The following is a 24,038-nucleotide window of genomic DNA, read 5'->3' as shown; positions in this document are numbered from 1 at the left end:
GACTGGGCGGCGCTGCATGAGGGCCGGACACCGCGTCGGGTTCCGATGCCGACGTACGCATTCGACACCAAGCGCTACTGGATTGACGCCCCTGGACTCCCCGCCGTCACCGCGTCTCCGATCGCGCCCGTACCGGCCAGGGCGGCCCCCGCCGAGCTGACGTCCAGGACGTTCGAGCGGCCGGTTTCGTTGGGGTCGGTGTTTGTGGGGCCTCGGTCGGAGGTGGAGTCGGTTGTCGTGGGGTACTTTGAGCACGTGCTGGGGGTGAGTCCGGTGGGTGTCGAGGATGATTTCTTCGAGCTCGGTGGGGATTCGTTGTCGGCGTTGCAGGTGGTGTCGCGGGCGTCGGAGGCGTTTGGGGTGGAGCTTCCGCATCATGCATTGTTGGAGTCTCCGACGGTTGCGCAGCTGGCGGCCGCGGTGGAGGAGGTGCGGAAGTCGGCCAGCTCGTCCTTGGTGCTGCTCAAGCAGGGCGACCAGGGGCAAGCCCCGCTCTTTCTCGTCCACCCCGTCGGGGGAAGCGTCTTCCTCTATCGAGACCTCGCACGCCAACTCCCAGACCAGCAAACGGTGTATGGCTTTCAGTCGGCAGGGGGCGACGCAGTTGCCTTTATCCGGCGGAGCGTCGAGGAGATGGCAGCGAGCTACCTCGATGAGCTCCGCACCGTCCAGCTGACAGGTCCGTACGTGCTCGGCGGCGCCGGGTTCGGCGGCCTGGTCGCTCTCGAAATGGCTCAGCGGTTGCGTGCCGCGGGCGAGGCGGTGCACCTGCTGGTCCTGTTCGACACCCCCGGCCCCGGAGAGATGCCCGCCAACGTGCACGGGAGCCTCTCAGCGGAAGCCGCGGACGCGCTCCTCGTCGAACGTCTGGCGGATCGGGACCTCCCATCGTCGGACGAACCGGATGCACAGGCCCGCCAGGTCCTTGACGTCTATCTTGCCAACGTGGATGCGCTGCACGCCTACCGTCCCGTCGCCTATGCCGGTCGCGTCCTGTACTTCCTCGCCGAGGACCGGCGGCCGGGCCTCGACCCGGAGCGCCCGGACTCGGCGTGGGCCGCCCTCGTCGGCGGGGGGATCACCACCCACCGCCTGCCCGGTGACTACGGGGCGATGTTCGGAACCGCGAATGTTCAGGCGATCGCGCGGATCGTCACGCGCGAGCTCGAGCCGTGGAGTAGTGCGGACCACTCTGCCGTATGAATCGCAGCCTGATGAGAAGGAGGAATGTCGTGGGTAGCGATACGGATATCGAATGTGACGTCCTGATCATCGGCTCCGGTCTCGCCGGGGGGACGTTGGCACGCCAGTTGACGCTTGAGCAGCCGGATCTCACGGTTGTGGTGGTGGACAAGGCCACCGACTTCTCCCCAGGCCTGGACGAGTCGTCGGGCGAGGAGTTCTCCGACTACGCGAACCGCGTGCTTCGAATCGGACCGTACTTGCGGAAGCACCACATCGTCAGCTCCGGGATGCGCTACTTCTTCGACTCCGCGGACCGGGATCTGCCAATTGAGCGCATGTCTGAGATCGGGGGCCGGACTCCCCACTCGATCCCGACCTACCTGATCGACCGTCCCATGCTGGAGCGCGAGCTCTGCGACATGAATCGGAGGAGCGGGGTTCGCGTTCTACTTGGGACTGAGGTGTTGAACTGCGGACCGGGTGAGTCGCCGGCCGAGGCAATCACGATCGATGGTCGTAACGGCCATCGCGTGCGGACCACCGCGGGCGTCATCCGGTGCAGGTGGCTCGTGGACGCGGCCGGAGAAGCGTCACCGTTGTCTCGCATGTTCGAGCTGGTGTCCGAGGACGACCGCAACCCCATAGCGGCGGTCTGGGGTCGCTTCGAAGGCTGCGTCGCGCTCGATGACCTCGGCGACGCGTCGTGGCGTAGACGCGCGCCGCACTGGGGTCGGGCGTCTTCGATGGTGTACCTGATGTACCGCGGGTACTGCATCTGGGTGATGCCGATTTCTGAGTCGCGGCACAGCATCGGCGTTGCGTTCGACCGGCGGCACGTGAAGCTGGACATCGGCACCGCGGACGTCTTTGTGACATTCCTTCAGGAGCATAGGGCCGTTCGCGCCCTCCTCGGGCCTGATCCGGTGCTCAGTGACTTCGGTGTGCGTGAGAACTTCGCTCGCTTCGCCAAGGAGCAGTTCTCGGAAGATCGGTGGTTCCTGACGGGTGGTGCGGGCACGGTCCTCGATCCCATGTTCGCCACCTCCTCGTGGATTCTCACGGAGAGCAACAAACTCATCGTTGAATTTATTACGTCCGACCGCGCCGGAAGGTCGCACGAGCTCCCTGGGCTTGTGCACCACTACCACATCCGGATGCGGAGCCGGTACGAGAAGCTGCTGAACAGCGTCGGCCACTATGTCTCACGAGGCTCGTTCGACGCCTGGAGTGCGTGGCTGGCGCTGCGCAATCGCGTGTACTACAACCGCATCGTGCCGGATGCTTTTGAGGACCACCGAATCCTCCTGTGGTTCGGCCGGGCGCACGGTGTCGACTGCCGGTGCGACGAGGCGGTGATGAACGGGAAGCTAGCGCGGATGCTGGCGTGGGCGGACCAGTTGACCGATGAGTTCGTCGACCTACTTGATCAGAATGAGAAGTTCTACGTCGGCAACGAGGGAATGTTCCTCGACTCGCGCCTGTTCGACGAGGACACGGTCCTGATGGCGAAGGTGCACGACAGGCGGAATTGGATGCGTGAGGTCTCGGCGGACGAACGAACGTACGGGATCTTCTGCCGGACACTCGTCCGCCGTCTGGTAGAGATCTCGGGCGAGGTCTGGAGCGAGACGAGCTTCAAGGCGGTGTTCAACCCAGACGCGGACGATCGGCAGACATTGAGGGCGATGTACGCCGGCGTGGCGGGACACTTAGGGCGTGGAGATCTTTAACTCGTCGTTTTGGCCTTGGTTTGGGTGGGGCCGGATGCGAGGAACGTCGCGACGTCGGCTGGTGTACGGAGGCGGGCGGTCGAGGTGTTGATGTGGTGGCCGTGTGCTTCCAGGAGTGGGTGGACTTCCTGTTTCGCACGGCTGATGGTCATCGCGGTGACGCCGAAGAGTTGGCCGAGGAGGTCCATGGTGGCGAGTTTGCGCAGGTGGAGCGCGGTTGCCAGGATCCGGTCACCTGGGGTGAGCTTGGCTTGGCGCCGGTACCGGGGGCGACCAGGTGCTCGGGACCGCGACGCTTGCTGAGCACTCGCTCGCATTGAACCTCCAGCGCAGGAGTCAGTGCGTCGATGAGCTCGCTGAGCTGTTGGCGGGTCATACCGGTCAGTTCCGGGTCCTTGCAGCGAACGCTGAGTGAGGCGATGCGGCCTGTTCACCGGCAACTGGTCTGACGTGCTGTTGGTCGCTGCCGCGTCCAGCGGATGCTGGGGGGCAAGGGTGTAGTTCCAGTCGCCATGGAAGCGGTGCCGGGTGATCGGCAGGGCAGCGATCTCCTCGTCGCTGACCTGGATGCCGGTGGGGTACGGGTTGGTGTCGAGTTCGGCGTGCACTGTCACGGCAGCTGTGGTTCTGGTCATGGCTGGTCCTGGAGCGCGTGTCGGTGCTGGTGGCAGGCTCCTGCGATGGCTTGATGGTGGCCGCGCCAGGCCATCCAGTGCAGGGTGTGTTCCGCGTCCCGGACTGGTGGTGTGTGGACGAACGCCCAAAGGAGTCGGACGAGTTCGGGGCAGGTCAACGAGACGGGCCGGTCCGGCAGGGCCGGTCGTGGTCGTGGCGGCGGTGGTCAGGGTGAGGACGGCGGATGCGACAAGAGAGAACAGCGACCAGCGCATCCACGAGTTCCAGCAGGTCACCTGCCCTTCGTCAAGGCCGCTGAAGGTCTTGCCGAGTTGGAAAGTCTCCTCGATCCGCCACCGTCGGCAGATCACCTCCACCAGCTGGGCGAGGGTGACGTCTTGGGGTGTCCAGCAGCGGAAGAAGGAGATTTCGCCGGTGTACCGGTGCCGGCGAGGGACCAGGACGCTGGTGCCGTCACCGTCGTCTCCGTGTCCGTCGGGGTTGTCGTCCGCACGGACATCGAGCCAGGTCCGGTCGTACTCGCGGGTGCCCTTCGTTCCGTGTCCGGTCTGCATGCGCATCCACTGGTGCGACAGCACCTTGTTGATCATCTGTCGGGCCTTCCACCTGCGGCCCGCTCCATCTGTGACCGTGTATGTGTGGGACGCGCCGACCCGCGCAGCCGAGACCGAGCTCCCGCAGGTTCCTGCGCAGTTCGCGGCATGAGCACACCTCGTCGTCGGCGAACCAGCGCGCCTGGACACCCAGCTCAAGCGCGTTTTCGACCATGGCGGCCGTCTGCCGCGGCTTCGTCGCGAACATGATCCCTTCCGGAACGCCGGCCGCTTTGCGACGCTCCTCGTCCGCAGCCCAGTCCCTCGGGAGGTACAAGGTCCGGTCGATCACCACCCGCGCCGACGCGGTGCCGGCGGCCAGGTGCACGGCGACCTGACACAGCCCGACGCCTTTGATCGCGCCGCAATACTGGCGGTCGGCGCCGACGCAGTCGATCGAGGATTTCGCGTCCCCGGTCCCGTCCGCGACCAGCACCACGTCCTGACCTGCGAGTTCACGCACGATCAGGCGGGTGATCCCCTCCCGGGCCCGGTCATGGTCGAACCTCGCCCGTGACAGCAGGTGCTGGAGCCGGTGCGGGCCTGGATGCCCGAGGGCCTCGGCCAGCGTCCAGCAGTTGCGCGTGTCCACCTCCGCCGCCGTGGCACGGGTCTCACGCCGGGCGAAGCAGCCCGCGATCGCATCCATCGCCGCCCCGAACAGCCTGCCCCACGCGACCCGGGCTATCGTGGCCTCTACGGCCACCTGGTTTTGATACGTCGTCACAAACGTTCATGATCACGGTGGCCGTACCGATGCCCACACCGGACCCCGCAAGCCGCTGAGCAGCACAGGCGCCGGAACTACAGCTGCCGTGACTGACCGGCGACGATCAACAACGCAGTCCCGCAGAATTGCATGTCCAGTCAGAGCAACAAAATCGGCTAAACGTTCTATTCGTATCGGCCATTCGCAGCTCTTGATGCCGCACGGCGACCGCCGTGTTCGTAGACATGTTCTGTCATGCCTGCGCGCGACGGAAGGGGAGCACGTTGAACGGCAAGATGATGGCTGCGGTGGTGGCGGTGGCTGCGCTTACTGCTGTGGCTTCGGCCGAGCAGCCCTGGCATCCGCTGGACGCCACGAGTGGAGGTGGTTCCGGGACGAGTGCGTGTGTGGAGCGGGCCCGGCACGAGCGCCCCCAAGCGTGGACGTGCCTGGGAGGGGTGCTCACGATCACCTCCGACTCTGGGGCAAGCCCGTGGACCGGATGGTTGCTGCCGCAGCGACCGACTACCGGGCCTCGCCGCCGCCGCGCCGAGGCGCACAGCGCGCCGACGACTACGACTCCTGGTGCGAGAAGCATGACGTGTGCGGACGGCTGATAGACCACAACCACACGATCGCCGAGGTCAAGGGCAATGTTGTCTACGGCAACCAGAACGGGTTCATCGGCTCTTTCGACCTGGTGAACAGGCAGGCTTTCGACGGAGAGTTCCCTCGCTGGCGGAGTCTGATCGACTGGGACTACGGCCCGCAGGTCCAGCCCGACAGGTTCCCCTTGAACTGCCGGATCAACATCAGTCACGGCCCGGACGACTACTGCGGGAAGAACGAACCGGTGTTCGCTTCCATCGACCGAGGGTTCACGCGGTCGTGGAACCCCTCGTCGAGCAGGTACATGTACAACGAGGCCAGGTTGCGCGACGGCCGCAAGCACCACGACGACATGACCGGCATGTTCTGGGCTCATGGCCACGACGCCGAGTTCAAGATCCGCGGGGCGATCCACACGGGCCGGTGGAGCAAGTGCAACACCGGCCACTGCAAGTACTACCAGGTCCCGTGGAAGGCGTGATCCATCAGGTCTGTCCGGGCAGTCGGGAGAGCTCGTCGGCGGCCAGCTGAGCCTTGATGCGGCGGGCCTGCTCGGGGTGGTACTGGTCGTCGATCCGCCGCGCCTCGTAGAGGTGGAGCAGGTGGGTCTTGATGTCCTCGACGGTGGCGAACCCTCCGAAGGGCCTGAGGAGCCACAGCCGGCCGTCGGGGCGTGGGGGAACCCCGTTCAGGTCCAGGTCGGCGTTGACGTCGTCCTCCTCGTACTGCAGCTCTGCGGCCGTTGCGGGGCGGATGACTTCCTCATCCACGGGTTCTCCGGCTCGCCGGGTCCGGTACTCGCGGATGTAGTGGGTGGACCGGTCGGGGACCCATGTGCGGTGCTGCCTCGGCCCAGACATGGGGCAGGAAGCCGAACAGCCGCTCTTCGGTCGCCAACTCCCAGCCCTGCTCGCGAAGGGCCGCGACCTCGGGCAGTTGGTGGTCTTCCAGGGGGCTGGGGTCCGAGTAGTCGGCAGCCGACGGGTGGGCAGGCTGATCCCACGTGTGCTCCATGGAGTAATGGTAGGAGGCGTAGACCGCAAGCTGGGCGGGGGATTGGCGGAGAGTGAAACCCGCATTGGTGACTGCTACTGCAGCTGGAGGCATCGTCCACTTGGGCAGTGGTTTTGGCCACTTGCTGACTGCGCTGTTTCGGCGTCGTACGGAGCTTGACGGCGCGGCAGGCCTGCGAAGGTCTCGAAATGGAGCACTTGAGGAGGAGAGCCGTGCCGCTGGGGGTCAAGGGGGCGTGGGTTCAAATCCCGCCGTCCCGACAGAGAACGAGCAGGTCAAAGGCCGTCCCCGCACAGCGGGGACGGCCTTTGTCGTACATGCGTTTGCTCCCACGTGGGAGCGAGCTGGGAGCCCTCGTGCTCCCATGCTCCCCAGGTGTCAATCATGCCCGATTCGTCCATCCCCCGATCCGGTCGACATGGGACGCGGTACGGAGACGCTGGGCGCAGCCGTCAGCCGCAACGTGCCACTGTCACCCCAGCGGTATGGATGCACCGCCCATCGAGAGGCATAAGAACCCCTTGACGACTCCCGACCCCCTTCCGGAGTGGGAGCACGCCGTCGCGCTCCCCATGCGACGGGGGGAGAGGTCTTCGCCTGGCACCCTCGGCCAACTGGTGTGCGCAGGTGGCCGCCCTCCCGGCGCCAGCCCCACTGAACGCGCGCCGCGCCAAGAGGAGGCAAAGCCCCTTGGCGTTCCCCCGCAGACGGGTCACTCCCAATCCGAGAGCGCCATACCCAGCCGTACGACGCGGTAACGACCTCGCCGCGGGGCCGCCGGATGGTCAACTGGACGGATTGCCCGGAGGCTTGATCCACGCCGGGGCACCGATGTGGACGGGGCGTCACTAGCAGTTTGGGGGAGTGACGGGACGGGCAAGGGGCCAGTCTGATGGGCGGGGCGGGCTGATGACCGTCGTGCACCAGGGACTTGGTGCATGCGCCGCGTGCTGTGATGTCGCATGGTGTCGATCGGTCCGACGAGCGGGCCCGCCGCGCGAGCCCCGGAATCTGGGACAAGCGGGAGCAGCACCGTTCGCGAATGCGTCGACCTGGGATGGTCAACGAGTCTGCAAGCCGCAGGTTCGAGCCTTCGGCAGGAGCCGCGAACGAGGGCTGGTCGTAGCGCACCAGCCGTGGCCTGCGGAGATTTCCTCGTCGTGACGATGTCGGCGCATCTACCAAAGGCGCGTGTCGGCTGATGCGGCGATCGAGGTTCTCTGAGCTGCTTGCACAGCGCCGGCTCGGCGCCCGTAGCCTGGTCGGACCGTCGTTCGTGGTGACTGGCTCGTGCGAGGGATGCGACGCGGGGGCCGCACTCGAATGACCCGTGAACGCGGCGGCGGTCTCCCTCCGGGGCAACCGACCCTCAAAGGCCGCGAAGGCGGATCGCACACACTCGGGACACCCCCGCGTCGGCGGGGAGGACCCGGGGTCCGTGACGCGCAGGACGGGCCGGTTCGGAACACCCTCGCGTCGGCGGGGAGGACGCGTGATCATAGGCCGCCGGGTCGGGGGACCGCGGAACACCCCAGCGTCGGCGGGGAGGACGCCGATGCGGCGTCGTCGATGTCGCGCCGTAGCGGAACACCCCCGCGTCGGCGGGGAGGACCTTGCCCGCCAGGGCGGCCTTGGGGACCAGGGCGGAACACCCCCGCATCGGCGGGGAGGACTGCTCACCACGTGGATCGGAGTCCGCCCGTGACGGAACACCCCCGCGTCGGCGGGGAGGACCGGGTGCCCGGCCTGGAGATCTACCTGTACAACGGAACACCCCCGCGTCGGCGGGGAGGACGTGGACTTGGCGCCCCTGGCGGCCTGGTCGGTCGGAACACCCCCGCGTCGGCGGGGAGGACGTCGATCAGCGCGGCGAGGACGACGGTGAGGGCGGAACACCCCCGCGTCGGCGGGGAGGACGTCCTGCGCCGTCCCGGCACCGAACTCGATCACGGAACACCCCCGCGTCGGCGGGGAGGACGCGTAGACCGGGACGATGGTGATGCCGTGGGCCGGAACACCCCCGCGTCGGCGGGGAGGACGGCGTGCACAGGTTGCGTATGAGCTGGTCTCGCGGAACACCCCCGCGTCGGCGGGGAGGACCCGGCGTTGCCGGAGCGGGTCCGCATCCGGGACGGAACACCCCCGCGTCGGCGGGGAGGACGGCCCCGGGTGGACGTGCCCGGCATCGGCGTACGGAACACCCCCGCGTCGGCGGGGAGGACTTTCCCTACCCTCAGCTTTTCGAACCGTCACGCGGAACACCCCCGCGTCGGCGGGGAGGACGGGCAGCGTGGCCATTAAGTCGCCTACGGCGACGGAACACCCCCGCGTCGGCGGGGAGGACTGCCAGGCTCTGCCGTCGCATTCGTTCTCGACCGGAACACCCCCGCGTCGGCGGGGAGGACGCCAACTGGGTACGGACCAGCTCTGCCGCGGACGGAACACCCCCGCGTCGGCGGGGAGGACCATGGCGCGGGCTCCTGATGGTGGGGTTACGGCGGAACACCCCCGCGTCGGCGGGGAGGACCACTCGATATTGGAGGTGCCGCTCACGTGGGGCGGAACACCCCCGCGTCGGCGGGGAGGACACTCAGACCCCGGTCGCCGTGCTGGCGCTGTTCGGAACACCCCCGCGTCGGCGGGGAGGACGGACCCGACTCCCTGCCCGGCCTCGCCCGGTACGGAACACCCCCGCGTCGGCGGGGAGGACCCCATGGCATGGGCGACGTCTCCGGGGGATGCCGGAACACCCCCGCGTCGGCGGGGAGGACCCTTTCTGAGCTGTGGCTTAGCAGGGGCTTTGCCGTGTCTTTACTCTGTTCTCGGAGAGCATCCTCTGGGTCACGTGCGCAGATTACATGCTGTTCCGACGGCCTTGTCGGTGCTTAATGGTTGGATGCGGCCGATGGGCAACGGAGTTCAAGTAGGAGGGGTACGCGGTGATGCGTAGGCCGGGGCGGGCGGTGGACGAGTCGGCGTGGGGGAAGTCCCGAGGGCTTGATCGGCCGTATCCGCTGGTGCGGCATCTGCTGGATGCGGCGGCTATGGCCCTGTATCTGTGGGATCACTACCTCTCCGGGAACCAGCGTAGGAGCATCGCAGTGGGGCTCGGGGCTGAGGCAGATCCTGCGCAGGCACGTGTGCTGGTTGCCCTGTGTGCCGGGCTTCATGACATCGGGAAGCTGTCGGGGTTCCAATTGTGCGATGCCCGGGGAAAGGAGGGGCTGAGCCGGGAGTTCGTCCGGGACCAGGGGGAAAGGCTCGGGACGACACGTATCGGGCATGCCGTCGCGGGGATGCAGGCGGCTCCCGCGGTGCTTGCTGCGCTCGGGCTTGGGGACACCGGCATGGCGGAGGACGAGGGGGTTGACCGGGTTGCGGAGATCATCGGGGGGCACCACGGTGTCTTTTCCCGGCTCAACCGGGGCATGACCGATCTTGCTGGCTATCAGGAGTTGTTCGGCGGCCTGAAGTGGGCTGATCAAAGGGCAGTGCACGCGGCCGCGGTGCACGATCTGCTGGGTGTGCCGCCGTTGCCCGAGCGTTTCGAAGCGTCGGCGGCGGTGCTGGTGACGGGCTTGGTGATCCTTGCGGACTGGCTGGTGAGCCAGGAGTCTTATCTCGAACGGCGCCAGCACGCCCTTCGGCCCTCGCTGCAGGAACACTTTGAGAAGTCATGCCGAGACGCTGTAGAGCTGGTGCGGGAGGCGGGTCTGGTGCCGGTGGAGCTGGCACGCAAGGATTTCGCGGAGGCGTACGACATTAAGGGTGAGCCGAATCCGCTGCAGCGGTCGGTCGCGCGAGGGCTGGCCGAGGCGTTGGCAGTCCCGGAGGCAGGGAAGGCTGGCATCCTGGTGGTCACTGCCGCGCCTGGGGACGGCAAGAGCGAGACGGCATTGGAGGCCGAGCGGTTGCTGTCGCAGGTGTGTGGTACGCGGGGGTTTGCGTTCCTGCTGCCGACGATGGCCACGAGCGACCCGATGCACGCCCGCGTCGCGGGTGTTTTGGACCGTCAGGGGGCGGCGGGCGCGGGGCTGACGCTGACGCACAGCATGGCCTGGTTGAACAGTGCCTACTCGGACGGCGAGTTGAGCGGGGGGCCAGCGGTGCTGGTGTGTGATGGCGAGGAGGAGGGGGACACGGCGGCGCGTCATCAGGCTGCGATGCGGCCCCGGCAGTGGCTGCGGGGCGGGAAGCGGCCGCTGCTGGCGCAGTGGACTGTGGGAACGATCGATCAGGCGCTGATGGCCGTGCTGCCGATTCGGCACAACGCGTTGAGGCTTCTGGCACTGTCCGGCAAGACGTGCATCGTCGATGAGGCGCATGCCTACGACCCGTACATGCAGGTCCTGTTGGGACGGCTGCTGAACTGGCTGGGAGCGTATGGGGTGCCGGTGGTCCTGTTGTCCGCGACACTTCCGGTCTCGGTGAGCGACCGGCTGGTCAAGGAGTACCTCAGAGGTGTCGGGAAGCATTCTGTCCGTGAGCTGAAGCGGCGTTCGTTCGAGGTTCCGTACCCGGGATGGCTCTACGTGGACGCGGCCACCGCGAGATGCGAGCGGATCGGTGAGCCGGATCGGCAGGATCAGGCCGCGCAGCGGCGCATGGAGCTGGCGGTCCAGGTGGAGTCGGTTGTGCACACACCTTTGGGAAAGGGCGGGGAGCGGGCCAGGCTCGCGGTGATCGAGTGCGTCCTGGAACCGCTGCTCTTGGAATGTGGTGGCGAGGTGGGCGGGTACGCGCTGGTGGTCTGCAACACGGTGGGCGAGGCGCAGGACACCTACACCTGGCTGAGGGACCGCTGTGCGGCCCGAGGGTTGGGCGAGGTGGAATTGGTGCTGCTGCACGCGCGGTTTCCCGGCGATGTGCGGGAGGGGCGGACCCGGCTGGTCTCGCAGGGCATGGGACGTCCCGGTCGGCGCCTCGGACGCATGGTGGTCGTGGCGACCCAGGTGGTCGAGCAGTCCCTTGACCTCGATGCCGATCTTGTGGTCAGCGATCTTGCCCCGCTGGCGCTGCTGCTTCAGCGGGCCGGGCGGTGCTGGCGCCACGAGGTGTGGTGGGCGCAGCACGGACGGCCCGGCGGCAAGCCGCGTCCGGCGTGGGCGGCCTGCACCGGGCCGAGGCTGGTCGTCCTTGATCCGCTTCTGGCCGGGGGTGGGCAGGTACCGAAACACTGGGGCTCTGTCTATGCCGAACACCTCCTGCTGGAGACCTCCGAGGTGCTAGCGGGCCTGGGGCCGGGTCCGATCAACATCCCGGACGATGTCCAGGCGCTGGTGGAGAAGGTGCACGGCGACCGCTCCGACCGCTTCGACTGGGACAGCCCTCGCAGGGAGAAGGCGTGGGTGGAGTTCGAGGGCGAGAACCTCGCGCAACGGGGCATGGGCGAGTCAATTGCCGTCCCGCGTGTCGGCTCTGTCGACGAGCTGCACAGCCTGCATTCCCTGGGAGTTGAGGGCGAGTGGCAGATCGCCACCCGCCTCGGCGCTGACGCGGTCCGGCTACTGTGCGTCTACATGCAGGAGGACGGGAGTGAGACCCTGGACGAGGAAGGAAACTACGCCTTGCCCACCCCGGATAGTGACGGCCGGATCGCCGTGAACGATGTCCGCGCGGTGATGAGGCGGACCATTCCGGTGCGGGCCGACTGGTTCAAGGACGCCGAGGCGACCTTCAATATCCCGGACGGTTGGAGCGATCACCCGATGCTCGGCGACCTGGCGCTGCTGCGGCAGCCGGTACGCGGCGGCGAAGTGCAGGCGGTGGAGGTGAAAGGCAAGCGGATGTGGCTGGACGCGGAGTTGGGGTTGGTGCGCCGATAATGATCTGGCCCCGCACTACGTGAGTGGCACCCCCGCTTCGGCGGGGAAGACGATTTGCGCGAGCGGTCCGAGACCTCCGCACATTGGAACACCCCCACAGCGGTGGGGACAGGAAGGGCGGACCATCGGGGGGTGGAGCTACGGTGACTCCGACCTCTCAGTTCTGGAACCGGAAACTACCTCGTCATTCGGCGCACCGCCTCGACCACTGCGATCAGCATGGTTGCACATGTGGTGGCGACGTTGGCATCGGGTCGGAGCACCAGCACAACAACGACGAGGATCACGAGCCAGGGCAACGTACGGTCGGTGCCCCCGGCTAATGCGGGATGTGCCGGAAGCGCAGGCAGGGCGCGCATGGTGACTCCACGGTTGATTCGGCCTTGTGGACGCAGCGATGAGCTGGAAGACGAGCCTCTGAAGGGGCGTCACGTTTGTACCCCAGCCGACAATGGGTTGGCAAGGGCACCGAGTCCCCCACACATCTTCGGTCTCGTGGGAAACGGCCGACACGAGGCTTCCAGGGCTTCTTCTCGAGGGGGCACGCCGTTGGTCACCACTGTCCCCGTCGCTTGTGAGACGCTGCTCGCGTCATGGACGGCGTTTTTGGTTCTCGTGGGGTGCGGGGGTGTTCCACTCGAAGAGGGCGTGGGCGGAGTCGGTGCAGCGCTCTGAGAACCAGGTGCGCCGCGGCTGTGAGCCTTGTGGCGTGGCTGAAATGCATGTGCGTTGTCAGTGGGCCCTGCTTCACTGTGTGACCATCGCCACTCCCCGCAGGGAGACCGTGGGGGTGCTGGAGGCTGCCATCGCACGGCGCTTCGGGACCGGTTCAGGAGGGGAATCTTGGGGTTTGACCTGCGGGATGAGTCGTGGATTCCCGTACGCCTGGGGGGCCGGTCTATGCGGGTGGGGCTCCGGGAGCTTTTACATCGAGCGCACGAAATCGAGGATCTGGAGTTGCCGGTGCCGCCGGCGGCGTCCGGGCTGCTACGGATCCTTGCGGCCATTACCGCGCGCGTCGCCCGTAACGACGAAGAGCGCCTGGACGACATGGACCTGGCCGAGAACGTCAGGAAGTGGCGCCATGCGCGTGACAGGGTCTTGGCGCGGCGGTGCTTCGATGCCTCGGCCGTGGACGCCTACCTCGACCGTGAGGTGCCCGAGGGCCGCTTCGATCTGTTCGGCGACCGCCCCTTCCTGCAGGACCCGCGACTGGACAAGGAGTGCCTGGACGCCAAGGGGAAACCGAACTCCTCGGGTGTGAACAAGCTGGTTTTCGGACGGCCCACAGGCGTCAATGGCGCCGTCTTATTCGGCCACTTCATGGATACCGACCCGGTGCCGGTCTCTCCTGCGGAGGCTGCCTGGCATCTGATCGCCCAGCTGTACTACGGCCCGTCCGGGCAGTGCACCCCGCGCCGGATCACCTCCGTGCGGCCGGGCAGCGGAGATGCGGGCCCCCTGCGCAAGACCGTCTCCTTCCACCCCTGGGCGCCGGATCTGTTCACCACGCTTGTGCTGTCGGTGCCGGTCCCCGGCGGGAGCGGCGCGGAGCCCGACGAGGAGGACCGGTGCCCCTGGGAGATGGAGGAGCTGCTCAACCCGCTCGGTCCGCTGCCGAAGGTCACCTGGCCTGGGCGGCTGCTGACCGGCCGCGCCCGCCATGCCGTTCTGCTTGCACCCTCCGCCGACCACGCCACCGTCACCGACGCGTTTGTGACCTGGTCAACCCACGCCCCTGCCCAGGCTGCCTCCGACCCGTACGTGATCCTCGACCCGCCCAAGTCCGGTGACGGCACCCGATTCCCACGCCCGGCCGACGGTCGACGCGCTTTGTGGCGTGACCTGGATGCACTGCTCTTGAAGGACCACGACGGCCAGTCCAAGCGGCCCTACGCCCTGGAGAACCTGCCGCGTGCGCTGCTGCCCGTGCTCAGGGTGCGGGCCTACGGGTTCGATCAGGACGGGCAGCAGCGCGACAGCGGCTGGTTCGAGGCGAGCACCCCGCCGGTCCTGCGCTGGCAGCAGGAGGTGGACGAGCGGATGGCTCTGTATGTGGGGCAGTGCCGTCAGGCCGCCGACGAGGTCGGCGGCATGCTTGAGTACGCCGCCCGGTTGGCCTGGAAGCTTGCCACCGACCCCGGGCAGGAAGACGCGGAGAAGGTGCGGCTGGACGCCAAGAGGCCCGGGCCCTGGCGGGACCGCGCTCTTGCCCAGTACTGGCCGGTGGCCGGGTTGGTCTTCTGGGGGCTTGTCACTCCTGAACGGTGCGACACCCCGCCCCATCAGCCCTTCGTCGATGCCGCCCTTGATGCGTTGGACTCGGCGATCGGCGCAGTGCGGGCGGATGTGCGCACGGCCCGCGCCCGCAGCCGCGCCCGCCGCTGCATCCGCGCGGCCATACCCCGCTCGGCCGGCCGCTGACCAACGGCCCCTCCTCCTGTTCGCTCCGTGCCAGTGCCCAGTGCCCAGTGCCAGTGCCCCAGGGAGTTTTCATGACTACGTCACCCACGCCCTCCGCGCAGACCCCAGCCGAGGAGAGGCATTCCGAGGCGTTCGTGCGCTACGTCCTCGGTCTGTGCGAGCGGGACAAGGGGGTTCGGGCGGATCTGCGCAGCGGGCGCGGGTTGCCGGTGGAGCGCTGCAATCGGCTCCACCGGTACCTCGTTCCCCGCCTGTCCGAGGACCTGCACCCGGATGCGAAGCGTGCTCATTACGCCGTAGCGGCTCTGATCGCCGACAGGCCGCGCGCCGCGCGCGACGCTGATGCTGCGCGTTCGGCCGATGCCGTCGCGGTGCCTGCACTGGATTGGTGGAAGCGCCCCAACTTGGGTGCCTCACTGGCCACCGGCGTGAACAAGAAGCTGTTCAAACCCAGCACTGCAGAGTCGGACTTGCACCTGATGGCACGTCAGAATACCGAGGCCATCCACCCCCGCCTGCCCTCTATGGCCAGGTACCTCCAAGGGCACGGCGTCGCAGTCGACTGGGCGGTGCTGCTGGAGGACCTGACCTGGTGGAACTACGACCGGGACCGGATCGCAACCCGCTGGCTGGAGAGCTACTTCCGTGTCCGCACCTTTGATGATCGTGCCGACACCCCCAGCATCGACACCGACGCCCCCGAGGAGACCAACTGATGTCCGTCTTTGCCGATTTCAACGCGATCCAGTCCGTCCCTGTGGCGAATCTGAACCGGGACGACCTGGGCTCGCCCAAGATCGTCAAGTACGGGAACGCCTTGCGGTTGCGGGTCTCTAGTCAGTCGTGGAAGCGGGTCATCCGGCATGGCGTCGAGGCGGACCTGGGGGAGAGGGCCGCCCGTACTCGCTTGGTGCCCGTCAAGGTCCGGCACGCCCTGGAGCGGGAGGGCTGGCCGGTGGAGCTGGCCGAGTTCGCCGGTGCTCAGGTCGCTGCGAGCGCGAGCGTGAAGAAGGCCCTCAAAACGGAAAATGGGGGACACACATCCGTCCTGCTGTTCCTGCCCGAAGGCGGCATCGACGACCTCAGCGCTGTGTGCCTGGAGCACCGGGACGCATTGGAGAAAGGCCTGGGGAAGAAGAACCCAGGTGCGCTGCTGCCCGCCGACCGCATCGAGCAGATCCTCAAGCGGCGTACCGCTTCCATCAGTCTTCTGGGCCGGATGCTCGCGGAGCTCCCCGGCGGCAACGTGGACGGCGCTGCCCAGGTGGCGCATGCCTTCACCACTCACGCTGCCGAGCCGCAGCGGGACTATTTCACCGCAGTGGACGACTGGCTGCCAGCCGAGGAGACCGGTAGCGGCCATCTCAACACCGCCGAGTTCGGCGCCGGGGTCTTCTACCGCTTCGCGTCCGTCAACGTTACCGACCTGCTGAAGAACCTCGATGGCGACCACAAGGCCGCCCGCACCGTGCTCGCCTCCTTCGCGGACCAGTTCTTGATGTCGCTCCCCCAGGCCAAGCGGAACAGCACCGCGCCGCACACCGTCCCCGATCTCGCCTATCTGGCTGTGCGGCACCAGAGGCCCGTGTCGATGGCCGCCGCCTTCGAAACACCTGTCTCCGCCGACCGCGCCGGTGGATTTTCCGGTCCCTCCCGCGAGGCGCTGGCCGCCTACGCCCGCGACATCAACCGCCTCACCGGCAACCGTAACCGTCCCTTCCACGGCCACGCCACCGTCGGCACCGACACCTTCGGGTCACTCGGAGACCCTAACGACTCCTTCTGCGAACTGATCGACGCGGCCGTCGATGCCGCCCTCCCGACGCCGGGGAACGCGCAGTGAGCGCACTGCTGCTCCGGCTTGCCGGACCGCTCCAGTCCTGGGGAGAGCGATCCGCCTTCACCGCAGTCCGGGACACCGCCGCGTTTCCCACCCGATCTGGCCTTATCGGAATGTTCGCCGCCGCAGAGGGCCGCAGCCGGCTACATGCGCTTGCAGCCGACGAGGCAGGCCGTGAGGTCTATGCCGACCTGGGGTTCACCGTGCGCGTGGACCGGCCCGGCACCTTGCTCTCCGACTTCCACACCGTCGGCGGCGGATTGCCCGACCAGCTCACAGCCGCCACCAGCGGCGGCAAGCACAAGGGCGACGCCGTCATCACCCGGCGCCACTACCTCGCGGACGCGGTGTTCGTCGTCGCCGTCACCGGCCCCGACGACACCCTTGACCGCATCGCCGCCGCACTGCGCCAACCGCACTGGGCGCCCTACCTCGGACGCCGTTCGTGCCCACCGGACGAGCCGTTCCTGCTGCGCACCTGCGTCCAGGACCCCGCCGCGGAACTGCGCGAGCACGTACCACTCAGCCCTGGCGACGACCACGGCCGCAGCCCTGACCGCACCGGCGCGGACCGGACGGTCCCGGTGACTTTCTACTGGGAGCGCCTGCCCACCACCGCAGCCGAGGACACCGTCGTCCTCTCCGCCAACGACACCCCCGTCAGCTTCGCCCAGCACCACCGCAGCCACAGGAAGCGCACCCTGTACCGCACCGTGGAGCACCTGTCCGCGACCCTGCTTCCCCAGGAGAATGGCCGCCAGCGGACGCAGAACACCGACGTCCCGCACGAGGACCAGCCTCGCACCTTGCGCCAGCGGCTCATGGACTACGCCACGGAGGACACGGCCGCATGAACCAGCCTCGGGCATTCCTGGCCCGCATCGACCTCAACCTGCAAGACCGTGCGGTGCAGCGGGACCTGCGGGACGCCAACCAGATGCACAAGACACTCATGCGGATGGTCCCCGACGGCCTCGGCCCACAGGCCCGCCGGATCACCGGCATGCTCTACCGCCTTGACACCGTGGAGCACGGCACCATCCTCATGGTCCAGGCATCCAACGTCCTGGACACCTCACGGCTGCCCGACCGGTACGGCCGGACCCAGACCCGTGATCTGACGCCGATGTTCACCGCCCTGCGCAAGGGCCTCGGAGTCCGGTACCGCATCGTCGTCAACCCGGTGAAGCGGGAACGCCTGCCCTTGGAGCGCAAGGATCAGCGCGGGCGCATCGTCCCGCTGACCGGGGCCGACGCCGACCAGTGGTGGATCCGGCGCGCGGCGGACGCCGGGCTCGAACTGCACACCCTCACACCGGCGGCCGTCCCGGCGGTGCTCTCGCGCACGACTGACGCATCCGGCATGCGCCACAGCCTCCTGCGCTTCGACGGTACCGCCACCGTCACCGACCCCGCCGCACTCACCGAAGCCCTGCTGTCGGGAATCGGACGCGGCAAGGCCTACGGCGCCGGGCTGCTCAGCCTCGCCCCCGCACACACCGCATGAGCGCACCCCGCAAGAGCGGCGACGCCCGCGCACGGCTCGCCGCCCCCACACTCGCCATGCTCCCCCGAGTCGCCGACTCGCTGTCCTTCCTCTACCTGGACATGGTCCGCATCGTGCAGGACGACACCGGCGTATGCGCCCGCATCGAGGTCGACGGGGAACGCACCGATACCGTTTACATCCCCACGGCCGCCATCTCCTGCCTCCTACTCGGCCCCGGCGTCTCCATCACCACCCGTGCCCTGGCGACTGTGGCCCGCCACGGTACCAGCGTCCTGTGCACCGGGGCCGGGGCGGTGCGCGCCTACGCCGGCATCCTCCCCGACTCCCTCACCACTCACTGGCTCGAACAGCAGGTCACCGCGTGGGCCGACCCCAAGCGGCGGCTCGACGTCGCCGCCCGTATGTACCTCAAGCGCTTCGACGACGCCGACCTACCCGACGGCACGACCCTCGCACAACTGCGCGGCATGGAAGGCCAGCGCATGAAGGCCCTCTACCGCATCCTCGCCCAGCAGCACGGCATCGAACGCTTCCGACGCAACTACCACCCCGACCAGTGGCACGCCCAGGACCCGGTCAACCTCGCTCTGTCCGCCGCCAACACCTGCCTGTACGGCGTCGTGCACGCCGCCCTCCTCGCCCTGGGCTGCTCGCCCGCCCTCGGCTTCGTCCACGCCGGCACCCAGCACGCCTTCGTGTACGACGTCGCCGACCTGTACAAGGCGCACATCACGCTCCCGCTCGCCTTCTCCCTCCACCAGTCCGCCAACCCCGAGCAGGAGGCCCGCCGCACCTTTCGCGCGGAACTTCGCCTCGTACGCCTCATGCCCCGCATCATCCGCGACGTCCAGGCCCTCCTCACCCCCGATGCCGCGGACGGCGAAGGAGACGAGGAACGCTCCGAACGACAAGATGTCCGCATGGTCCACCTATGGGATCCGGAGGCCGGGGTCCTGCCCGCAGGGGTCAACTACGCCCGAGAGGCAGACTGACCATGCCCTCCATGCTCGTCATTGCCACCACCGCCGTCCCCGCCCATCTGCGCGGTGCCCTCAGCCGCTGGACCACCGAGGTCGTCGCCGGAATCTTCGTCGGCAGCGTCTCTGCCCGAGTCCGCGACGAACTCTGGACCGCCGTCACCGATGTCTTGGGCGACGGTGCTGCCATCCTCGTCCACCCGGCAGCCACAGAACAGGGCTATCAGATCCGCACAGCCGGAACGCGCAGACGGGTCCCAGCCGACTTCGACGGCCTGACGCTGATGAGGATGACGGGGGCTCCTCCCCTACGGCCGACAGTAAAAGGAATGCAAAGCCCGGATTAACGTGCAGGTCACGAAGATCCTCCCCGCCGACGCGAGGGCGCTTCGCGATGGAGAGGATCCGCAAGGGCGTGCACGGCAGTCCTCCCCGTCGAATTCGCCGTGTGGGGAATCAACCGTGGCGGATGGGGCTCCACACGGTGAGGCCCAGCCGGTCATCTCGCCGATCTCGCCCCGTGCCGCGATGGCCTGCTCAGGAGGCTGAGTGGTCCGTGCTCTTCGGCTGCTTTGGTGGGGAGCCCGGCTGTTGCCGCAGGTGGTCGAGGACGTCGGCCAGAGGTAGGTCGTAGTGGTCCTTGTCCTGCTCCCAGCGGGCCAGTACTGCCGCCGTGGCCTCTGCGGTTTCGGTGGGGAGTCCGGCCGCGTGCAGGGTGTCGGCGATCTCCGTCATTTCGGGTGCCCAGCGCCAGGCGCGGGCGGCGACGCTGGGGAGGTAGTCGGGGTCGGAGAGGATCTGGGAGGTCATCGTCTTGGCCTCCGCGGTGAGGAGGTCGGCCACGCCGTGGGCGTCGGCAAGGGCGTGCGCGACAGCGGCGAGAGTGCGAGCGCTCTTCTGGAAGCCTGCGAAGGACATCTTGAGCGCTGATGCCGCGCCGATCCGGTGACCTGCGATACGTGGCTGAACGGATGTGTCCTTGAACAGGGCGTCGATAAGTCCCATGTCCTGGTCGTCGCCTGCGAGGTACAGGCGGCATGTGCGCGCAGCGGTGGGCGGGGGGCCTATGATCGCGCCGTCGAGAACAACGGGTGCGGGCCGGATTACCTCGGCGATGCGCTCCATGCGCTGTGGGCTGATGGCGTTGGCGTCGAGGTAGAGGCCGTCGAACCCGCAGCGGGCGACGGCTACCGCGACATCTTCGGCCGCATGCGGGGGACAGATGGACAGGACCGCTTCGCTTGCGTCGAGCGCTTCCTCAAGGGCGGCGCATGCTGACATCCCGGCGCTGCCAGCACGTTGGCGCGTCGCTCTACTACGGTGTTCGGGCACCCATAGAACTTGGTGGCCGACGCCAACGGCCTGATTGGCCACGGCTGAGCCCATCGCGCCTGGGTGCAGGACGGTCAGCGTGGTCATGGAGTTCCTCCCGGTGCGAGCTCGGCGCGGCTGTGTTCGTGGTGAGCGGCAATGGCTTCGTGCATGCCGATCGCGGCGGGCGAGCCGGCCGCCGGGCTCTGCGCGAGGGTGCGGGCGAACTGGCCCAAGCGCCTCCTGACGCTCTCGGTGCCCCGGCGCGCGCTGACGGCGAGTACATCATGGATCTGGGCGGCAGCACCGTCGAGATCGCCGCGGTTCAGACGGGCGGTCGCCAAGTCCATGCGGGCCAGTGACATCTCGCCCAGGCGGCGTTGGTCGGCAGGCGCGGCTTCGAACATGTTCACTGCCTGCTCAGCGCGCACCTCGGCGTCGGCCAGATGCTGGCCTCCGCCGAGCCAAAGATGGGTGCTGCTTGCGTAGAAGAGCTGCTTCTCCTGCGGGAAGGCCATCATGCCGCCTGGCAGGTCGTCCTCGCTGGTGAGCTGGTCCCTCAAGGCATCGGCACCGTGCAGCGCAGTGAGCGCGTCGTTGGCCTGCTGGAGCTGGCCGTGCGCACGGGCCCTGATGCTGGCCAGCCGGATATGCGCCGTGCCGTGCTCAGGAGTGAACGCGCTGCCGGACTCGGAAAGGCGCACGGCGTCGCGGGGGCGCCCCTCCCAGTAGGAGATCAGAGCCTGAAGGCCTCGTACCCAGGCACGGAGCCCATTGTGGCCGGCGAGCTCACCGCACATGAATGCGGTTCGTGCTTGGGTCTCCGCCGCCTCATAGCGTCCGAGATCGAAGCTCGCGTTCGCCAGGACTCCGCACAGGACGCCGGCAGCCACGTACAGGTCTCGGGTGTACTGGGGAGGTTGGCGACCCTCCAGTAGCTCGAACGCCCGGTTGCGGAGTTCACGGACCTCCCGAAAGGCGGGTCCCACCGGGCGGTTCGGGTAGGTGGTGACGATGCGCCGGATGTCCGACTCAAGTTGTTCCATCGTGTGCGGGCCCACGTTGCTGCTCTCCGCCCTGACGGCGAATCGCGCCGACTCCTGCGCCGCTGCCGTCACCAGATCCTCAGCGTCGTGCTCGTACCAATCACTTGCACTGCTGCTTTCCACCTGCTCATTTCGAAGGCTTCGTGAGCTGGTAGGGGCGGGAGCGAACAGACGCTCTACGGGGAGCTGGAACATGAAGGTTAAGACCCGGCTGGCTTCTCGTCTTGGGGCAGACCTTAGCTCTCCGTGCATCCACCGGTAGAACTGCCTACGCTCGATGGTGATCGTTGCGATCGAGGCGGGGCCCTCGAGCTCCGCCAACTGCCGTGCGGCCTTGACGAACCGCTGAATGAAGACCTCGTACTCGCGCCAGCCTCGGTCGTTGACGAGGATCTGAAAGAGGGGCGGTTCCGATTCCATAGCCGATTCCCTGGGCTCGTGTCTACACCTGATCTCCACGCTAGACACCGGAAGGGCGCGGCGACAGTGCACTCGCCCTGAGGAAGGGCCCAGCGGGCCAGATGACAACGGGACGACGAAGCAAGACGTCACACGACATCCTTAAGGCACTCGCTAAGACGACGTTCCTCCTCCAAGCTGCGACTCCCATCTCAACATCGCGGAACAGAGTCGTGTCGTCGCGTTCCGTTGATGTCGACCGGTGCGCGGACGAGGGGAAGTACAAGATGAGTCGACTGGCCTTCACATGGGGCCTGCAGGAGAGCACTCCTCGCAGGCACGAACCTTCATGGCAGTGGCGGCCCGGCCAACCACCCTGGATTCCAGCGAACCAGCAGCTCCGCACGAGTGCGCTGCAGCGCCGCGCTTGCGGAGCAGCGACGACAGACAAGCGTGCACAGGCGAACACGCGTGCCGACGAGTGGGAATGGCCTCTCCAGGAGGTGTTCCGCGGCCACTGCTCGATGCTGGGCTCTGCATGCCGTGCCGCCTGGCGCAGCTTCCTGGCGGCTACCGCGGGCCTCGCCGTCATCACGGAACCCGTTGATGGCTCCGCGGTGAGCGTGCACGGCCGCGACAATGAGCGGAGCTTGGATCGGCCCCGCACCCATGGCGTCTTACGGTCGGAGCGCAAACCCAGGTTTTCGCTTCGGGTCGAGGCGCTTCGGGCCGGTGGTGACCCGACGTGACGTTCCCAGTGGCGCCCTACAGCCCAAAGCAATCCCGTCCAGTGGATCAGCCCCTCACTGGGACGGCATTCCTGTGCGACGAGCGCGGCGAAGGCGAGCCGATCGGACGGCGCCGACCCGAGTGCGACGCCATGACCGTGAGGTTTCCGATCAGCCTACGCCGTGATCACGACGACATTCCGGAGCAGGACGCCCGCCGCGTCCGCGCGATGCGCCACTTGGCCAAGGCCCGCATGCGGTACTGCGGCCTCGCTGCCCTGGCCGACGATGTGGAACTCGTCGTCTCCGAACTGGTCACCAACGCCATCGAGCACAGCCGCGGTACGCAGATCACCATGACGCTTCGGCTCCTCGGCAGCATCCTGCGGATCACCGTACGCGATGGCACCGCCCGGCGGCCGCGAATCCGGCGTCCGGACGACGACGCCGAGAACGGCCGTGGTCTCCTCCTTGTCCGGTGGATCGCCGAGCAGCATCACGGGTTCTGTGGCACCAGCCCTGACGGAACCACTGCCTGGTGCGCCCTGCCTGCCCGGAGGCGCTGATGCACACCCTGCTGATCACCATGCCCACAAGCCCGAGGCGGCGGCAACTGGTCAAGCCCTGGGCGCCGCCGATGGACGCAGATGCGCTCGAGCGCGTTCTCACCAAGATCCGGGACTGGGAGCCCTTCGACGGGGAAACCCTCCTGGACGACCTTGGCGCCGTCCTCGGCGACCAAGCGCCGCGCGAGGACGAGGTGGGTGAACTCGCCGAGCGCCTGCGTGGCAGCCTGGTGCGGCTGGTCCGGATCGCTGTAGGCGGCCTCACGATCGAGAGGGACGAGCGCATGAACGTGCTTGTGGCGCGAGCCCGCGAACTGCGGTCCGAGGAACTGCCCGGTGACTACCGAAAGGCAGTGGGGCATTTGCGGCGGCTGGGGTGGGTCACAAACGAGTTGCTCGAAGGCCTGACAGCCAATGGCTTCCTGAGGTGTGCGCATGACGACGAGTAGGAGAATGACGCCTCCGCTGTGCGTGACGACACTGCCACCGCAAGAGGCGTACGACTACGAGTGGTACCGGGACAGACTCACCGATCGCTCGCTGCTCGAGTACAGCATCGCCATCCGCATCTTCAGGGCGCCGCTGCTCGCCGTCCCCGTCGGCGGCCGGCGCAGGGGTGGCTCCTACTCCGTTAGCCATCCGCGTTACGCGGTCGCCGTACGGGAAATTCTTGAAGGCCGACCGGGATTCCCTCATCTGCGCCTGGTCTCGCGCTCTCACCCCGACAGGTGCGACATGGTGGAGTGGGGCGATACCGCGCCGAGGTGGGACGATGCCGCCCTGGGTCGGTTCTACGGCTATGAGGACGCTGGCATGTTCGCCTTCGTTGCGGAGCCCGTCGAACGCAGACCCAAGAACCAAGTAGAGGGGGTGGGCGGCCCTCTTGGGCAACGGTGTCCTTCTCTTTAGGACACAGGTGAACTGCTGCTCGACGGC

18 protein-coding genes, 2 pseudogenes and 1 CRISPR repeat array are annotated in these 24,038 nt (G+C 67.6%); of the genes and pseudogenes, 14 read left to right on the top strand and 6 right to left on the bottom strand.

Going from position 1 to position 24,038, the window contains the following annotated elements; genetic code table 11:
• Positions 1 to 1,203, top strand: a 1,203-nt coding sequence (locus IEY86_RS32165) for a thioesterase domain-containing protein (RefSeq protein WP_229698954.1), incomplete at its 5' end; no start/stop codon positions are given.
• A gap of 29 nt (positions 1,204 to 1,232) precedes the next feature.
• The gene (locus tag IEY86_RS32160; RefSeq protein ID WP_229698953.1) at positions 1,233 to 2,915 is read left to right on the top strand and encodes an FAD-dependent oxidoreductase; all 1,683 of its coding nucleotides are present in this window, start codon (positions 1,233 to 1,235) and stop codon (positions 2,913 to 2,915) included.
• Here the strand turns inward: IEY86_RS32160 and IEY86_RS38305 are convergent.
• Positions 2,912 to 3,640: pseudogene (locus IEY86_RS38305) on the bottom strand (helix-turn-helix domain-containing protein); the annotation flags it as partial. The gene IEY86_RS32160 and the pseudogene IEY86_RS38305 sit on opposite strands and share 4 nt — an antisense overlap.
• Positions 3,547 to 4,871 (bottom strand): annotated as a pseudogene (locus IEY86_RS37075) (IS701 family transposase). The pseudogenes IEY86_RS37075 and IEY86_RS38305, both read right to left, overlap by 94 nt.
• Before the next feature lie 484 nt (positions 4,872 to 5,355).
• Between IEY86_RS37075 and IEY86_RS32150 the strand changes: the two are divergent.
• The gene (locus IEY86_RS32150; RefSeq protein ID WP_189135434.1) at positions 5,356 to 5,943 is read left to right on the top strand and encodes a hypothetical protein; all 588 of its coding nucleotides are present in this window, start codon (positions 5,356 to 5,358) and stop codon (positions 5,941 to 5,943) included.
• Between the two features lie 4 nt (positions 5,944 to 5,947).
• Here the strand turns inward: IEY86_RS32150 and IEY86_RS32145 are convergent, their stop codons facing one another.
• Positions 5,948 to 6,322 carry a DUF5956 family protein gene (locus IEY86_RS32145; protein WP_229698951.1) on the bottom strand — a complete coding sequence of 125 codons (375 nt, stop codon included), beginning with the start codon at positions 6,320 to 6,322 and terminating at the stop codon, positions 5,948 to 5,950.
• Positions 6,225 to 6,476, bottom strand: a complete 252-nt coding sequence (locus IEY86_RS32140) for a hypothetical protein (RefSeq protein ID WP_189135432.1) — start codon at positions 6,474 to 6,476, stop codon at positions 6,225 to 6,227. Before IEY86_RS32140 ends, IEY86_RS32145 begins: the two co-directional genes overlap by 98 nt.
• A gap of 1,400 nt (positions 6,477 to 7,876) precedes the next feature.
• Positions 7,877 to 9,247: direct repeats of the CRISPR family, unit length 29 nt; unit sequence CGGAACACCCCCGCGTCGGCGGGGAGGAC.
• Positions 9,248 to 9,418: 171 nt separating this feature from the next.
• Between IEY86_RS32140 and IEY86_RS32135 the strand changes: the two genes are divergently transcribed.
• The 8 genes from IEY86_RS32135 (at position 9,419) to cas2e (ending at position 19,399) form a co-directional block, all read left to right on the top strand.
• A complete protein-coding gene (locus tag IEY86_RS32135) occupies positions 9,419 to 12,301 on the top strand; it encodes a CRISPR-associated endonuclease Cas3'' (RefSeq protein WP_189135443.1) in 2,883 nt (960 codons plus the stop codon).
• An 843-nt stretch (positions 12,302 to 13,144) separates the two neighbouring features.
• Positions 13,145 to 14,725, top strand: coding sequence for a type I-E CRISPR-associated protein Cse1/CasA (gene casA, locus IEY86_RS32130; RefSeq protein ID WP_229698950.1), 1,581 nt, complete (start codon positions 13,145 to 13,147; stop codon positions 14,723 to 14,725).
• Positions 14,726 to 14,796: 71 nt separating this feature from the next.
• Positions 14,797 to 15,441 carry a type I-E CRISPR-associated protein Cse2/CasB gene (gene casB, locus IEY86_RS32125; RefSeq protein ID WP_189135431.1) on the top strand — a complete coding sequence of 215 codons (645 nt, stop codon included), beginning with the start codon at positions 14,797 to 14,799 and terminating at the stop codon, positions 15,439 to 15,441.
• A complete protein-coding gene (gene cas7e, locus IEY86_RS32120; protein ID WP_189135430.1) occupies positions 15,441 to 16,568 on the top strand; it encodes a type I-E CRISPR-associated protein Cas7/Cse4/CasC in 1,128 nt (375 codons plus the stop codon). Before casB ends, cas7e begins: the two co-directional genes overlap by 1 nt.
• Positions 16,565 to 17,419: a type I-E CRISPR-associated protein Cas5/CasD gene (gene cas5e, locus IEY86_RS32115; protein ID WP_189135429.1), complete on the top strand. Its 855-nt coding sequence runs from the start codon at positions 16,565 to 16,567 to the stop codon at positions 17,417 to 17,419. The genes cas7e and cas5e overlap by 4 nt, the downstream gene beginning before the upstream one ends.
• Positions 17,416 to 18,072 (top strand): type I-E CRISPR-associated protein Cas6/Cse3/CasE, encoded by a 657-nt coding sequence (cas6e, locus tag IEY86_RS32110; RefSeq protein ID WP_189135428.1) that lies wholly within the window; start codon positions 17,416 to 17,418, stop codon positions 18,070 to 18,072. The genes cas5e and cas6e overlap by 4 nt, the downstream gene beginning before the upstream one ends.
• Before the next feature lie 56 nt (positions 18,073 to 18,128).
• Positions 18,129 to 19,067, top strand: a complete 939-nt coding sequence (cas1e, locus tag IEY86_RS32105) for a type I-E CRISPR-associated endonuclease Cas1e (protein WP_189135441.1) — start codon at positions 18,129 to 18,131, stop codon at positions 19,065 to 19,067.
• A gap of 2 nt (positions 19,068 to 19,069) precedes the next feature.
• Entirely contained in the window at positions 19,070 to 19,399 is a 330-nt protein-coding gene (gene cas2e / locus IEY86_RS32100) for a type I-E CRISPR-associated endoribonuclease Cas2e (protein ID WP_189135427.1), read from the top strand.
• A 190-nt stretch (positions 19,400 to 19,589) separates the two neighbouring features.
• Here cas2e and IEY86_RS32095 read toward each other — a convergent pair whose 3' ends face one another.
• Both IEY86_RS32095 and IEY86_RS32090 read right to left on the bottom strand, forming a co-directional pair.
• On the bottom strand, positions 19,590 to 20,471 hold the full coding sequence (locus IEY86_RS32095; protein ID WP_189135426.1) for a DUF1932 domain-containing protein: 882 nt from the start codon (positions 20,469 to 20,471) through the stop codon (positions 19,590 to 19,592).
• The gene (locus tag IEY86_RS32090) at positions 20,468 to 21,829 is read right to left on the bottom strand and encodes an NsdA family TPR-like regulatory protein (RefSeq protein WP_189135425.1); all 1,362 of its coding nucleotides are present in this window, start codon (positions 21,827 to 21,829) and stop codon (positions 20,468 to 20,470) included. Before IEY86_RS32090 ends, IEY86_RS32095 begins: the two co-directional genes overlap by 4 nt.
• An 859-nt stretch (positions 21,830 to 22,688) precedes the next feature.
• On the opposite strand from IEY86_RS32090, the gene IEY86_RS32085 reads away from it, so the two are divergent.
• From IEY86_RS32085 to IEY86_RS32075, 3 genes are read left to right on the top strand one after another with little or no spacing between them, the layout of a single operon-like run.
• A complete protein-coding gene (locus IEY86_RS32085) occupies positions 22,689 to 23,102 on the top strand; it encodes an ATP-binding protein (RefSeq protein ID WP_189135440.1) in 414 nt (137 codons plus the stop codon).
• Entirely contained in the window at positions 23,102 to 23,551 is a 450-nt protein-coding gene (locus IEY86_RS32080) for a DUF6415 family natural product biosynthesis protein (RefSeq protein ID WP_229698949.1), read from the top strand. The genes IEY86_RS32085 and IEY86_RS32080 overlap by 1 nt, the downstream gene beginning before the upstream one ends.
• Positions 23,538 to 24,011, top strand: a complete 474-nt coding sequence (locus IEY86_RS32075) for a DUF6302 family protein (RefSeq protein ID WP_189135424.1) — start codon at positions 23,538 to 23,540, stop codon at positions 24,009 to 24,011. The genes IEY86_RS32080 and IEY86_RS32075 overlap by 14 nt, the downstream gene beginning before the upstream one ends.
• Positions 24,012 to 24,038 lie beyond the last annotated feature (27 nt).

Origin of the sequence: Wenjunlia tyrosinilytica, assembly GCF_014646055.1 — a bacterium.
Lineage (GTDB): Bacteria > Actinomycetota > Actinomycetes > Streptomycetales > Streptomycetaceae > Wenjunlia > Wenjunlia tyrosinilytica.
Note: the sequence above shows the minus strand (reverse complement) of the source record. Positions and strands in the feature narration are given on the sequence as shown.

Bases quoted from the DNA above. Each gene is read 5' to 3' on its own strand.
- IEY86_RS32080 (WP_229698949.1), top strand. From the start codon at position 23,102: ATGCACACCCTGCTGATCACCATGCCCACAAGCCCGAGGCGGCGGCAA.
- IEY86_RS32140 (WP_189135432.1), bottom strand. From the start codon at position 6,476: ATGGAGCACACGTGGGATCAGCCTGCCCACCCGTCGGCTGCCGACTAC.
- IEY86_RS32075 (WP_189135424.1), top strand. From the start codon at position 23,538: ATGACGACGAGTAGGAGAATGACGCCTCCGCTGTGCGTGACGACACTG.
- cas1e (WP_189135441.1), top strand. From the start codon at position 18,129: ATGCTCCCCCGAGTCGCCGACTCGCTGTCCTTCCTCTACCTGGACATG.
- cas7e (WP_189135430.1), top strand. From the start codon at position 15,441: ATGTCCGTCTTTGCCGATTTCAACGCGATCCAGTCCGTCCCTGTGGCG.
- IEY86_RS32095 (WP_189135426.1), bottom strand. From the start codon at position 20,471: ATGACCACGCTGACCGTCCTGCACCCAGGCGCGATGGGCTCAGCCGTG.
- cas6e (WP_189135428.1), top strand. From the start codon at position 17,416: ATGAACCAGCCTCGGGCATTCCTGGCCCGCATCGACCTCAACCTGCAA.
- cas2e (WP_189135427.1), top strand. From the start codon at position 19,070: ATGCCCTCCATGCTCGTCATTGCCACCACCGCCGTCCCCGCCCATCTG.
- IEY86_RS32150 (WP_189135434.1), top strand. From the start codon at position 5,356: ATGGTTGCTGCCGCAGCGACCGACTACCGGGCCTCGCCGCCGCCGCGC.
- IEY86_RS32085 (WP_189135440.1), top strand. From the start codon at position 22,689: ATGACCGTGAGGTTTCCGATCAGCCTACGCCGTGATCACGACGACATT.
- IEY86_RS32145 (WP_229698951.1), bottom strand. From the start codon at position 6,322: ATGTCTGGGCCGAGGCAGCACCGCACATGGGTCCCCGACCGGTCCACC.
- IEY86_RS32090 (WP_189135425.1), bottom strand. From the start codon at position 21,829: ATGGAATCGGAACCGCCCCTCTTTCAGATCCTCGTCAACGACCGAGGC.
- casB (WP_189135431.1), top strand. From the start codon at position 14,797: ATGACTACGTCACCCACGCCCTCCGCGCAGACCCCAGCCGAGGAGAGG.
- IEY86_RS32135 (WP_189135443.1), top strand. From the start codon at position 9,419: ATGCGTAGGCCGGGGCGGGCGGTGGACGAGTCGGCGTGGGGGAAGTCC.